Here is a 12583-nt window from a genome sequence, read left to right as displayed (position 1 = left end):
CTGGGCGCCGCAGGAGGAGCAGCCGCGGACCGACGTCGTCGCCCCGCAGACCGACTGGTCCGCCCCGGCGCCGACCGTCGACGACCAGTCCTGGACCGTCACCCCCGGACCGGCACCGGTCGCCGACGCCGGGTGGGCCCCGCAGCCCGCCGCCGACCAGGGCTGGGCCGCCCGGTCCGCGCCCGACCAGACGTGGGCCCCGCAGGAGGCCGCCTGGGCTCCCGCCGAGCCGACGGCCGAGTCGGCGCCCTCGACCGCTGCTCCGGCCGCCCTGCCGACCCGGGTCCGCGCCGAGGTGCCCGCGCCGGTCGAGGACACCCCGACCGTGCCGGCCGCCGGTCAGCGCCGGGACATGAGCTCGTGGGCCTCGTCCTGGTCCGCCCGCGGCAGCGCCCCGACGCCGACGACCGTCGCGCCGGCGACCGCTGCACCGACGACCACCGCGGCGACCACCGGGTGGGCACCGCAGCAGGCCGAGTCCGATCTCAGCGCCGGGGCGTTCGGCGCCCAGGGCGCGTCCACGCTCGCCATGCGGGCCGACATCCAGGAGCAGGCGTTGAGCGAGCTGAGCCAGCTGTCCGCGTACCGACCGAAGTCGGTCGACCGGCCCGCCGCCTCCCTCGTCCGACGGACGCCCCACGCGGTGCCCGAGGCCCCGGAGATCGCACCGTCGGCCTCCTCGGCCCCGCGGGACGCCCAGGCGGTGCGCGACCGGCTCTCCAGCTTCCAGTCCGGCACCCGACGCGGGCGTCGCGCACTGGCGGACGGCGACGCGGACGACGCGGTCGCCCCGTCCACCGGCGATCTCATGACGGCCGCCCCGCGGCAGTCGTCCGCCACCCCGACCCCGCAGCCGTCGGCTGCCGTCCGCAAGGAGGATGCGTGACCACCCTCAGCACCGAGGCCGCCAACTTCGGCTGGCTGCTGGACAACTTCGTCCGGACCGTGCCCGGAACCCGGCACACGCTGGTGGTCTCCGCCGACGGTCTGCTGATGGCGATGTCCGAGCAGCTCGACCGGACCAACGGCGACCAGCTCGCGGCGATCGTCGCCGGGATGTCCAGCCTGACCCGCGGCGCCGCACGGCAGCTGCGCGCCGGGGACGTCCGGCAGTCGATCGTGGAGATGGACAACCTGTTCCTCTTCCTGATGAGCGTGTCCAACGGTTCGGTCCTGGCCGTGGTGGCCGACGCCACCTGCGACGTGGGCCTGATCGGCTACGAGATGGCGATGCTGGTCTCGCGCACCGAGGCCACGCTGACCCCGCAGCTGATCACCGAGATGCGCTCCTCCCTCCCCGTCGACGGCGCGACCCGCCCGGTCTGAGGCCCGAGATGAGCGAGAGCGAGTTCGAGACCCGCACGGTCCGGCCGTATGCCGTGACCGGCGGCCGGGTGCGCTCCGACCGGTCGGACTACCCGCTGGAGGCGCTCGTCGAGCTGCTTCCGGGCGGGGTGGCCGGTCAGGGCCTCACCCCGGAGAAGCGCGCCATCCTGCAGCACGCCTCGCACGGCTACATCTCGGTGGCCGAGCTGTCCGCGTTGCTGCACCTGCCCCTCGGCGTCGTCCGCGTCGTGGTGTCGGACCTGGTCGAGGCGGGGTTCGTGCGCGTGCACGGCTCCAGCCCGGTCGAGGTCCGCACCGGCCAGTCGCCCGCCCTGTCCCTCAGCGTGCTGGAGAGTGTTCTCAATGGCATTTCCGCCCTCTGACGCCGGCGCCGGAACGGTGGCGGCCGCAGCGCCCGCGATGCCCGCGGCCCGGACCGCCGGTCCCGGCGAGCAGCCCGGCGGCGCTCCGACGGTGGTCAAGATCGTCGTCGCCGGTGGCTTCGCGGTCGGCAAGACCACCTTCATCGGGTCGATCTCCGACATCGAGCCGCTGAACACCGAGGCGGCCATGACCGAGCACTCGGTCGGCATCGACGACGCCGGTGGCGTCTCGGACCGGAAGACCTCCACCACGGTGGCGATGGACTTCGGCCGGATCGCCCTGCCCGGGTCGCTGTGGCTGTACCTGTTCGGCACCCCCGGCCAGGACCGGTTCCTGTTCATGTGGGACGACCTGGTGCGCGGTGCGATCGGCGCTGTGGTCCTGGTCGACACCGACCGGCTGGACCAGTGCTTCCCCGCGGTGGATTACTTCGAGTCGCGCGGCATCCCGTTCGTGGTCGGTGTCAACTGCTTCGACGGCATCGCCAAGCACCGCCTGGAGGACGTCCGCGAGGCGCTGGCCATCCCGGACCACGTGCCGGTGCTCTACACCGACGCCCGGTCCCGGGACGCCACCAAGCAGAGCCTGATCCAGCTGGTGCAGCTGGCCATGCAGCGCCTGCGAGCGGCCTGACACCACTCACCGGCCCGCCGTCACCCCCTGGGTACGGCGGGCCGAGCCGTACCCCGGACCGCTCGCGCACCACCTACCCGGATAGGCTGCCGACGTGCGGGTCTACGCCGACGGTTCGGCGCTCGTCCGCTACCTGACAGGCGTTCCGCAGTCCGACGAGTGGAGCCGGTGGGCAGCGGAGCGGGAGTCGGACCTCCTCGTCACGTCGCTGTCCCTGAGCGAGCTGCGCGCCGCGGCCGCCGGGCACCCGGCGTCCGTCCGCATGCGTGCGCTCGACGTCGCGGACCGGTTGGAGGAGGTGCGCTACTTCGACCAGGCGCTGAAGCTCGCGTCGATGGTCACCGGGGTGCTGTCCTCGTTCGGCGCGCTGCACCTCGGGGTCGCCGCCGCCCACCCCGAGGTGGACACGATCGCCACCTACGACCCCCGGCTGGCGCAGGTGGCCCGGATGTACCACCTGACGGTGCTGGCCCCCGGGATGCCCGCGGGCTGGTCCGGCTGAGGCTCAGAGCACGAGCTGCAGTCGGCGGTCCGACACCCCGAGCGAGACGGTCTGCCCCCAGGTCGCGGTGAGCCGGTCGGCCTCCAGCCCGTCACCGAACACCACCAGTGCGTCGGACTCGACCACGACCTCCAGGCGCGCGCCGGCGGCGAGCAGTCCCGCGGTGTGGTCGGTGCCGGTGGTCGGCGACGGCCAGGCCTCGCGGACGAACCAGGCCAGGGTGTCCGCCGAGCTCGCGGGCAGCGGCGGCGCGTCGGCACGGCCGCGCGCGAGCGAGGTGGCCCAGCCGGTGGCCCCGGTGCCGGTGGTGATGACCAGCCCGGAGGAGGACTGCCGCTCGCCGCCGCCCTCGGGCAGGGTGAGCCGGTACCGCGCCGACTGGTGCGAGCGGTGCCCGACGAAGACGTCGTTCAGCGCCTCCAGTCCGGTGCCGTCGTCCAACGTCGCCCGGACCAGGGCCCTGGCCTCGATCGCCGCGGATCCGCCGGTCACCGCGTGCAACAGCCGGGCGACCCGCTCCGCCCGGTGCCGGACCAGCACCCCGGGATTGCGGCCCGGCTCCGGGTCGACGCCGATCACCGGCTGGCCGTCCAGGTATTTGGCCGTGTTCGCCACCAGTCCGTCCGGCCCGACCACCAGGCAGAGGTCGCCGGGATCGAAGGTGAACCGGTGCAGATCCCCCCGCTCGACCTCCCCGCGCCGCCAGTCCACCGGCACCGCCGACCGGGTCCGGGTCAACGCCTGGTCCAGCGCGTCGTGCCGCTCCTGGACCTCGCCCAGCGTCCGACCCCGGGTGCGCAGGAAGAACTCGACCTGACCGCGGGTGCCGTGCCGGTCGATCAGCTCCTCCAGCTCGCTGCGCCGGTGCACCAGCACGGCCCGGGGCGCCAGGCTCATCTCACTCGCCCCCCGGGGTGCGGGCACCGAGGGCGGCCAGCGCGCCGGTGAGCAGGTCCGGGGTCACCGTCAGCTGACCCACCTGCGGCAGGTGCGCGGCGAGCTCCTTGAGCGCCACCGCGATCAGCACCTCCTGCGGCACCTCAGCCTGGGCGGTGAGCAGGGCGCGCTGGGCGTCCGCGTCGGCCTGACCGCGCAGCCGGGTCGCGTCGGCGTCGGCGGCGGCGCTGACCGCGCGGCGCTCGGCCTGCGACCGGGTCTCGATCAGTGCCGCCGCCGCGGCCTCCTCCGCGCGGGACCGCGCGTTGGTGCCTTCCTGGAGCACCAGTTGCTGCTCGCGCCCCGCCAGCTCGATCCGGTTGCTCAGCTCGTTCTCCGCGATCGCCCGCTCCCGCTCGACGGCGAGCGCGCGGCGCTCGTAGGTGGACCGGTCGGCCTCCGACTGCGCGGACTCGCGGGCGGGCGTCTGCAACGCCCGTTCCAGGTCCGCGTCGGCACGCACCGAGCGGATCCGCGCGCCCAGGATCGTGATGCCGGTGGCGTGCACCCGGTCGTCGGCGAGCAGGGCGGCGGTGACCCGTTCCCGCAGTGGCCCGGTGCCGGAGGAGATCGCCTCGCGGAGCGTGACCCCGGCCAGTGCGTCCATCACGTGCCCGGCGGTCAGCTCGCCGAGCAGGTGGGCCACCTGCTCCAGGGGAGTGCCGTTCCAGGCCCCGTTGCGCGGGGAGATCGACAGGTCGAGCCGGGTGGCGGCCAGCTCGGGATCGGTGAACCGGTAGGACACCGTGACCTCCGCGGTGACCTCCTGCAGGTCGGCCGTCCGGGCGTGCGCGACCAGCGGCAGCTCGCGGTCGTCCAGCGGCACCTCGGACAGCACCGCGGTCAGCGGCCGGAACCAGAACGCCAGGCCGGCGCCGGAACGACGGACCGTGCCGCCGTGCAGCTGCACGATGTGCGACGTGGGCGCCGCCCGCAGGTGCCGCAGGAACGGGTAGTGCGTGATGGTGGCCATCGGAACCCTCCCAGATTTGTCGTCACCACGACGATAAGCCCGGAGGTGTTTGTCGTCAAGCTGACGAGATAGGCTCGCCGTCATGGACGTCCCCCGGTGCGCGGTCACGGTGGACCTGGTGGTGCTCACCATCCGGTCCGGGCGCCTGCACGTCCTGCTGGTGCGGCGTGGCGAGGACCCTTGGTGCGGCCGCTGGGCGCTGCCCGGCGGATTCGTGCGCCCGGACGAGGACCTGCACGACGCCGCCGAACGTGAGCTGGCCGAGGAGACCGGTGTCCGGCAGCCCGCCGCACACCTGGAACAGCTCGCCACCTACGGCGACCCGCGGCGCGATCCGCGGGCGCGGGTGGTGTCGGTCGCGCACCTGGTGCTGGCCCCGGATCTTCCCGAGCCCGCCGCCGGCACCGACGCGACCGAGGCGGCCTGGGTGCCGGTGGACGAGGTCGACGGACTCGCCTTCGACCACGACCGGATCCTCGCCGACGGACTCGACCGCGCCCGGGCCAAACTGGAGTACTCCCCGCTCGCCGCGGCGTTCTGCCCCCCGGAGTTCACCGTCGCCGAGCTCCGGGCGGTCTACGAGGCGGTGTGGGGGCGACCGCTCGACCCGCGCAACTTCCACCGCAAGGTCACCTCGGTGCCCGATCTGCTGGTCGACACCGGCGAGCGCCGATCCGAGGGCCGGGGCCGCCCCGCGGCGGTCTTCCGGCTGGGGGACGCGACCGTGATCCTCCCGCCGCTGTCCCGGGACTGACCCGAACCCGCTGGTAGTCTCACCGCGCACCGGGAGGGCTGGCTGAGCGGCCGAAAGCGACGGTCTTGAAAACCGTTGGGGCGGGACACCCCCGTCCTCGTGGGTTCGAATCCCACGCCCTCCGCCACCGGGCGGACGACGCCCGACATGCCTACGCTGAGCCTCGTCGGCCACGGTCGACGACGGGCAGGACTGGCGACAACGGGGTGGGTCCCACCCCGGACGCTGATCACGGCGGGATGCCGTCACCGCGCGGGCTCACGGCCCGCGGGACAGGCGCGGACGACGGGGCACGGCCGGTTCCGGTCCCGCCCTCCGCCATCGAACGACGGTGCTCGTCGTCGGAACCCCCTCCTGGCGACGGGCATCGTCATGTCCGGGGCCGCAGGGCCGTGGAACCCGCCCGGTTCCCCGTGGTACCACGCAGAGCCCGGGCGCCGACCGCGATCGGCGCGGGATGGTCGAGTCACCGACCCCCACCCGAACGGAGCCCGTCCCATGCGTGCCGTCGTCGCCCTGCTCACCGGGTGCCTCACCGCCCTGGCCCTGCTGCTCCCCGGCGCGGGCACCGCCGCGGCCGGGTCCCCGTCCTATCGCGTGGTCGACTCCCTGCGGATGCCGAACCAGACCAGCGACGTCGTGGCGGACCCGGACCGAGGGATCCTCTACGTGATGGTGCCGAACGCGCATCTGATCCGGATGATCGACGCGGACACGCTGACGACGATCGCGGACGTGCCGATCGGCGAGGGGACGCGGGTGGCGCGTCAGATGGCACTCGATCCGGTCAGCGGGCTGCTGGTCGTGACCGTGAGCCGGGTCGGCGTCGCCGACCCGGAGAGCCGGGTCGAGATGGTCGACCCCGACGCGGCGGCGGTGGTCGCCTCCGTGGCGGTGGGCTCCCATCTCTACGGTGTCACGGTCTCTGCGACGTCGCGGATCGCGTACGTCGGTTCCCCGTCGGGTCTCGCCGCACTCACCCTGATCGACCTGACCGACCCGCTCGCCCCCACGGTGCGCGGGACCATTCCCCTGCCGTTGTCCGCGGAGCGGGTGGTCGAGAGCCCGGACGGCACGCTGCTGTACGCGGTGGGCGAGAGCGCTGTCTGGGTCCTGGACCCGGCGACCGGCGACGTCCGGGCGACCTGGTCGGGGTTCAGGTCCGCGCACCAGGTGGCCTTCTCCACCTCGGGGGAGCGCGCCTTCGTCACCCAGCAGCTCGGGGCCGCGGCCGCCGTGGTCGACGTGGCCACGGGAACCCAGGTGGGGACCGTCGACCTGACGAACACCTACTACATGGCCGACGACGGCGACGGGACCGTCCTGATGACCGCACCGTTCCTCGCCGGCGGCACGGTCGGCCTGGTCGATGCCGGCACCGGCGAGCTGACCGGGACGCTGGCGGTCCCGAGTGCCTACCGGGTCGCGGTCGACGGCACACGCGGCCTCGCCGTCGTCAGCTCGATCGACTCGTCCGGTGTGGTGAGCGTGCTCCGGGCGGTGCGAGCGCCGCGGGTCGTCGACCAACCTGCGGACGTCACCGTCATGGTCGGGGAGCCGGCGGCGTTCACCGCCACTGCCACCGAGTCCGACGCGACCGGGTGGCAGCGCAGCGACGACGACGGCAGGACCTGGATCGACCTGCCCGGAGAGACCGGGACCGTACTCACTCTGCCGGTCACGGAGGCCGGCGACTCGGGCAGCCGGTTCCGGGCTGTGTTCACCAACGACGTGGGCAGCGTCGCGTCGGGCTCCGCGACGCTGACCGTGCTCCCGTCCGTGCCGGACCCGGTGGTCCCGGACCCCGTCGTCCCCGATCCGGTGGAGCCGGACCCGGCGGTCCCCGACGCAGTGGACCCGGGCACGGTCGACCCGGACGTGGTCGACCCGGTCACGGTGGACCCGGTCGTCGTCCCGGACGCGGCGCCGACCACGCCCTCGAACCAGATCCTCGCGCCGTCCCCGGAGCATCCGACCACGACCGCCCCGGAGCACGCCGGCATCCTCGCGATCACCGGTGTCCCGGCCCTGGCGGCCCTCGTGGTGGCTCTCGGACTGTCGCTCACCGGCGGGCTGATCCTGGTCGCCCGTCGCCGGAGGTCCTGACCGGCGGACGGCTGCGCCTCTCGCCACGACCCCGTACGGTCGTGGGCGATGGACATCGAGGCGATCCGGGGGGACATCACCGCCGAGCGGGTGGACGCGATCGTGAACGCCGCGAACTCCTCCCTGCTCGGCGGGGGCGGCGTCGACGGCGCGATCCACGCCGCCGCCGGGCCCGAGCTGCTGGCCGCCTGCCGTGCGCTGCGCCGGACCACGCTTCCGGACGGACTGCCGGTGGGGGCCGCGGTGGCGACCGGGGCGGGCGCGCTGCCCTGCCGGTGGGTGATCCACACCGTCGGCCCGAACGCGCACCGGGGGCAGACCGATCCGGCGCTGCTGCGCGCCTGCTTCCGGAACAGCCTGGACGAGGCGGCACGGATCGGGGCGCGCACGGTGGCGATGCCGGCGGTGTCCGCGGGCGTGTACGGCTGGGACCCCGCCGAGGTCGCGCGGGAAGCGGTCGCGGCGGTGCGGGACCGGACAGGCACGGACGTGGAGCTGGTGCGGTTCGTGCTGTTCTCCGATCCGGTGCTGGCGGTGTTCCGGGCGGCGCTCGACGACCCGGGCCGGTGAGCGGCCGGTCCCGCCTGTGGCCGGGTCCCGCCCGAGCCCGTAACGTCACCCTCAGTGCATCGACGCAGGTCGGGTGGGAGTTGGGGATGACGGGACCACAGCGGGCCGTGCGGGTGAGCATCGTCGAGGACGAGACGCTGCTCCTGGGGATGCTGGAACAGACCTTCCGGAACACGCCGGGCGTCCGGGTCGTGCACGCGTTGCCGGGGGTGACCGAGGCGCGGCTGGCCATCACGCGGGGCAGCACGGACGTGGCCCTGCTGGACATCAACCTGGCCGACGGCAACGGGATCGCGCTCGGCCTCCAGCTGGAGCGGATCGACCCGGACATCCGGATCGTCCTGCTGTCCAGCCACGACATGATGGGCGTCTTCACCACGGTGCAGGACGAGGTGAAGCACGCGTGGAGCTACCTGTCCAAGCGCTCCGCCTTCGCCCGGGACGTGCTGGTGCAGGCGGTGATCGCCACGTCGCAGGGCCGGGTGGTGCTCGACCCGCAGCTGGTGCAGCGCTCGGTGCCGCGGGCCGGGACCGACGTGGCCGACCTGACCGCCGGGCAGCTGCAGGTGCTGCGGCTGGTGGCCGAGGGGCTGTCCAACCAGGCGGTCGCCGACCGGCTGAACATCTCCCCGCGGTCGGTGGAGAGCCATCTGCTGGCGATCTACCGCCGACTGGAGATCGAGGGCGGCGACGCCAACCGCCGGGTGGCGGCGGTGCTGCGATTCCTGCGGGAGACCGGGCGGTCGTGGGCGCCCTGAGGCCCGCTCCGCGCGACGCGCTGCGGGCGGCGGCCGTCGTCGGTGTGGTCAATGCCGCGCTCTGGTCGATGCTGGTGGTGGCGGTCCGGGTGTCCTGGGATCCGGACGACGTGAACACCGTCGCTCAGGAGGCCGCGATCGGCGTGATCACCCTGGTCGGCGGCGTGCTGCTGGTCGCGGTGTGCTTGGTCGGCGAGCTGCCGAGCCGGCGACGTTCGATCCGGTTGATCGCGGTGCTGGCACTGTCCGTGGTCTTCGCGGCGCTGCGGACGGTGGTCGACCAGCGGGTGTTGCCGCTGGCCGGCGACACGCACAGTGAACTCCTGGTCCTGGGGATCAACACCCTGGCCTACCTGATGGTGGCCAGCCCGGCGATCCTGGTCAGTGCGCTGGTCGCTCGCCGTCAGGCGGAGCAGGAGGCCCGGGAGGCGGTGGAGGCGGACGAGGCGGAGCTGCGCCGCGACGTCTCCGAGCACCTGCACGGTGCGGTGCAGAACCGGCTGGTGCTGGTCGGCGCCGGCCTGGACCAGCTGGCGGCCGAGTCGGATCAGGAGGGCCGGCCCGAGCGGGCGGACGCGCTGCGGGCCTGGGCGCAGATGGTCGACACCGTGCGCGAGCAGGACGTCCGGGTGATCAGCCACCAGGTGTTCCCGACCGGCCTGGACCTCGGGCTGGCGCAGGCGCTGGGCCTGCTGCTGGACCGGCTGCCGACCTCGGTGGCGACCTCGTTCCACCTGGGGGAGGGCGTCCGTGAGCTGGATCAGGCGCTGCCGATCGCGGACCGGCTGATCGTGGCCGCGGTGATCGAGGAGGGGCTGACCAACGCGCTCAAACACGGGCACGCCACCCGGATCTCCCTCGATCTGTCGGTCGCGGACCGCGCGCTGGTGGCGACGCTCGACGACGACGGGGTCGGCCTGCCGACGGGCGGGACGACCGAGTCGGGTCTGCTGCGGCAGCGTGCCCGGCTCGAGCCGCGGGGCGGCCGGATCGTGCTCGGGAACGGTCCGGCGGGGACCCGCCTGCGGGTGGAACTGCCGATCGGCTGACCGGCCCCGGCCCGCACGCGCTCACGAGTCGCTGAACGACCAGTTCCGCAGACCGTCGCGGCTCCGGACGCCCAGTTTCCGCAGCACCGAGGCCATGTGGTTCTCCACGGTGCGGATCGACAGCATCAGCCGCCGGGCGATCTCCCGGTTGGTCAGCCCACGGCGGGCCAGCACCGCGACCTCGCGCTCACGGGCGCTGAGCCGCTGCAGCTGGTCGTCGTGGTGGATCGAGTGCGCCGTGGGCACCTCGCGGCGCACCAGCCCCGCCCGGTCCACACCGTCCCGCCGGAGCAGGTGGACCGCGCCGGTGACCAGACCGGGCGAGATCACCGGGCTCACCTGCGGCAGCACCGCGGAGATCAGATCGGTGTCCCGTGCCACCACCGCACGGCCCAACGCGAGGTACGGGTCGAACAACGGGATCCGGCTGCGGGCGGCGACGTCCTCGATCCGCTGCGCGGTCTCCGGCGACGGCGGGTTGTCCTGCGCGAACCAGAACAGCAGGGCACAGCCCAGCCTGCCCTGGTCGGCGGCCTCGAGCCCGGCCTGCTCCAGGCGGCGGGACGCGACCAGCTCCTCCCCGGTCGCCCGGTCCAGAGCCGCCTGCGCGATCGGCTGCAGCGGACAGACGGCGGACATCGCGGTGGGCCGCAGGGCGAGCTCGCGGGCCAGGGGGGTGACCAGGTCGTCGGCGCAGTCGGCCGCCTGGATCGCGGCGCCGATGCTCAGCCCGCGGCGGTAGAACGAGTTCCCGGCCGGACCGGGCGTCCCGAGCCCGAGCGAGGTGTTCAGCACCCGCCAAGCCTCGTGCCCGCGACCGGCGAAGGTCAGGACCTCGGTGAGCACAGCGGCGTGCACCCGCACGCCGTTGATGTCCCGGGCCTCGTAGGCGGTCTCCAGCAGGTGGCGCGACCAGTGCTCGGCCTCCTCGATCTGACCCAGCATGAGCAGGCTCAACGCCCGGATGCCCTCGGCGTAGTCGACGGCGGTCCGGGGCAGCGCGGTGCCGGGCAGGTCGGCGTGCTCCAGGGCGAGGTCCGGCCGACCGGCGTCCAGCAGGGCGCCGGCGACCACCACGGCGAACCAGGCGTCGACCCAGACGATGCCGGTGGGCTCCGGGACCGGCCAGCTGGTCGCCTCGGGGGTGAGGCCCTCGTACACGGCGGTGCGCAGCGAGGTGAGCCGCTGGACGACCTCGGCGAACCGCGGGTCGTCCGCGAACGGGAACGCGGCCTTCTCCGCGGCGGACAGGTCGGACCAGGCGGCCCACTGCGCACGCTGCAGGCAGAAGCGGAGCAGATCGCCCTCGGCCTCCTCGCCGGTGATCCGGGTCTCGGTGAACACCGCCTCGAGCAGGGCCCGTGCCGGTCGGCGCATCAGGACCTGCAGGTAGTCGTTCGCCGCCGTGACGGTCGGGGTGAGCTGCCACTCGCGGTGCAGGGCGGCCTCCGCTGCGGCGGCGTCGGCCAGTGCCAGGTCGGCGAGCTCGGCGGACCACCGGTGGTAGTCCTGCTCCGCCCGGTGACCGGCGCCGCGCAGCAGATCGCTGACCTTGCGCTCGGCCAGATAGGGCAGGGGCACGTCGTCACCGCAGAGCGTGGTCACGGTGCGGGCGAACTCGTTGGCGGTGGCGTCGTCGACCCGGGAGCGCAGCGCGGTGCTGAGCGCGGGCGGGGCCACGGTGATCAGGGTGTCCTCCCCGGGGCCGGCGGGGTGCTCGATCACCCGTCCGGCGCCGCGCAGCCGGACCACCGACTCCCGGTCCAGCAGGGCGGTGGCGGTGTCCTCGCGCACCGGACCGAGCCAGGACAGCAGCTCCAGCGCCCGCACGTCGGTGTCGGACAGGCCGCCGAGCAGGGCATTGGCCACCGGCTCGCCGGGCACATCGTCGAACTGCCCGACCTTGCGCCACACCCCGCGGTCACGGTCGATGACCCGGGAGTGCCGGGCGGCGCTCGCCAGGGCGAGCGCGACCCGCGGGTTGCCGCCGGACCGGGACAGCACCGCGGAGGCCAGCGGCACGTCCACCGGTCCGCCGAGCGCCTGCGCGATCAGCCGGTAGATCCCCTGGAACCCGAGCCCGACCAGGCGTTCCACCGCCGGTGCGCGCTCCGAGAGCAACCGGATCAGGGCCGGAGGCAGGTCCTGCAGCCGGGCCGAGCGCGCCGTGGCGACCAGGGCGATCTCCGACCCGCGCAGCACCCGGGCGATCACCGCGGCCGAGACCGAGTCCAGGTCGTCCAGGTCGTCCACCAGGAGCACGCCGTGCCGGCCCTCCAACTCGCTGATCAGCCAGGAGGTGGCCTCGCCGACGGTGTTCCCGGAGGTGGTCTGCGCGAAGGACTGCTGCGTGATGAAGGCGGAGAGCGGGCTGTCCCCGGCGGCGCGGATCAGGACCGTGCCCGAGCGCTGCTGGGTCGCCCGGGTCAGGAGCTCGGAGAGCACCAGGCTGCGGCCGGAGCCGACATCGCCGGTGATGATGACGTCACGGTTCAGGGAGAGCCAGCGGCGGACCGCGATGAGCGTGTCCTCATTGCCCTCCAGCAGCGGTGACATCTCCGAGCGGGTGGTGGTCATCTGAGTTCCTTCGGC

Annotated in this window: 13 protein-coding genes and 1 tRNA gene; 11 read left to right on the top strand and 3 right to left on the bottom strand. The window is 74.0% G+C overall.

Going from position 1 to position 12583, the window contains the following annotated elements:
- From OGL89_RS16295 to OGL89_RS16275, 5 genes are all read left to right on the top strand, one after another.
- Positions 1-886, top strand: an 886-nt coding sequence (locus OGL89_RS16295; RefSeq protein WP_263121224.1) for a hypothetical protein, incomplete at its 5' end; no start/stop codon positions are given.
- The gene (locus OGL89_RS16290; RefSeq protein WP_263121223.1) at positions 883-1326 is read left to right on the top strand and encodes a roadblock/LC7 domain-containing protein; all 444 of its coding nucleotides are present in this window, start codon (positions 883-885) and stop codon (positions 1324-1326) included. The genes OGL89_RS16295 and OGL89_RS16290, both read left to right, overlap by 4 nt.
- 8 nt (positions 1327-1334) lie before the next feature.
- Positions 1335-1709 (top strand): DUF742 domain-containing protein, encoded by a 375-nt coding sequence (locus OGL89_RS16285; RefSeq protein WP_263121222.1) that lies wholly within the window; start codon positions 1335-1337, stop codon positions 1707-1709.
- Positions 1690-2343, top strand: a complete 654-nt coding sequence (locus OGL89_RS16280; RefSeq protein ID WP_263121221.1) for an ATP/GTP-binding protein — start codon at positions 1690-1692, stop codon at positions 2341-2343. The genes OGL89_RS16285 and OGL89_RS16280 overlap by 20 nt, the downstream gene beginning before the upstream one ends.
- Before the next feature lie 94 nt (positions 2344-2437).
- Positions 2438-2845 (top strand): PIN domain-containing protein, encoded by a 408-nt coding sequence (locus OGL89_RS16275; protein ID WP_263121220.1) that lies wholly within the window; start codon positions 2438-2440, stop codon positions 2843-2845.
- Between the two features lie 3 nt (positions 2846-2848).
- Here the strand turns inward: OGL89_RS16275 and OGL89_RS16270 are convergent, their stop codons facing one another.
- Both OGL89_RS16270 and OGL89_RS16265 read right to left on the bottom strand, forming a co-directional pair.
- Positions 2849-3742 (bottom strand): hypothetical protein, encoded by an 894-nt coding sequence (locus tag OGL89_RS16270; protein WP_263121219.1) that lies wholly within the window; start codon positions 3740-3742, stop codon positions 2849-2851.
- Position 3743: 1 nt separating this feature from the next.
- Positions 3744-4754, bottom strand: a complete 1011-nt coding sequence (locus OGL89_RS16265) for an SPFH domain-containing protein (RefSeq protein WP_263121218.1) — start codon at positions 4752-4754, stop codon at positions 3744-3746.
- A gap of 82 nt (positions 4755-4836) precedes the next feature.
- Here OGL89_RS16265 and OGL89_RS16260 point away from each other — a divergent pair, with 82 nt between their 5' ends.
- The 6 genes from OGL89_RS16260 (at position 4837) to OGL89_RS16235 (ending at position 9991) form a co-directional block, all read left to right on the top strand.
- Positions 4837-5508, top strand: coding sequence for an NUDIX hydrolase (locus OGL89_RS16260; RefSeq protein ID WP_263121216.1), 672 nt, complete (start codon positions 4837-4839; stop codon positions 5506-5508).
- Positions 5509-5540: 32 nt separating this feature from the next.
- Positions 5541-5635 (top strand) — tRNA-Ser (locus OGL89_RS16255).
- A 371-nt stretch (positions 5636-6006) separates the two neighbouring features.
- A complete protein-coding gene (locus OGL89_RS16250) occupies positions 6007-7614 on the top strand; it encodes a hypothetical protein (protein WP_263121215.1) in 1608 nt (535 codons plus the stop codon).
- A 48-nt stretch (positions 7615-7662) separates the two neighbouring features.
- Complete coding sequence (locus OGL89_RS16245; protein WP_263121214.1) at positions 7663-8184, top strand: O-acetyl-ADP-ribose deacetylase; 522 nt, start codon at positions 7663-7665, stop codon at positions 8182-8184.
- A gap of 86 nt (positions 8185-8270) precedes the next feature.
- On the top strand, positions 8271-8942 hold the full coding sequence (locus OGL89_RS16240) for a response regulator transcription factor (RefSeq protein ID WP_263121213.1): 672 nt from the start codon (positions 8271-8273) through the stop codon (positions 8940-8942).
- On the top strand, positions 8930-9991 hold the full coding sequence (locus tag OGL89_RS16235) for a hypothetical protein (RefSeq protein WP_263121212.1): 1062 nt from the start codon (positions 8930-8932) through the stop codon (positions 9989-9991). The genes OGL89_RS16240 and OGL89_RS16235 overlap by 13 nt, the downstream gene beginning before the upstream one ends.
- Before the next feature lie 21 nt (positions 9992-10012).
- Here the strand turns inward: OGL89_RS16235 and OGL89_RS16230 are convergent, their stop codons facing one another.
- The gene (locus tag OGL89_RS16230) at positions 10013-12568 is read right to left on the bottom strand and encodes a LuxR C-terminal-related transcriptional regulator (protein ID WP_263121211.1); all 2556 of its coding nucleotides are present in this window, start codon (positions 12566-12568) and stop codon (positions 10013-10015) included.
- Positions 12569-12583 lie beyond the last annotated feature (15 nt).

Origin of the sequence: Cellulomonas sp. RIT-PI-Y, assembly GCF_025642745.1 — a bacterium.
GTDB lineage: Bacteria > Actinomycetota > Actinomycetes > Actinomycetales > Cellulomonadaceae > Cellulomonas.
The sequence above is the reverse complement of the archived record's forward strand: the minus strand, read 5'-3'. Positions and strand labels throughout refer to the sequence as shown.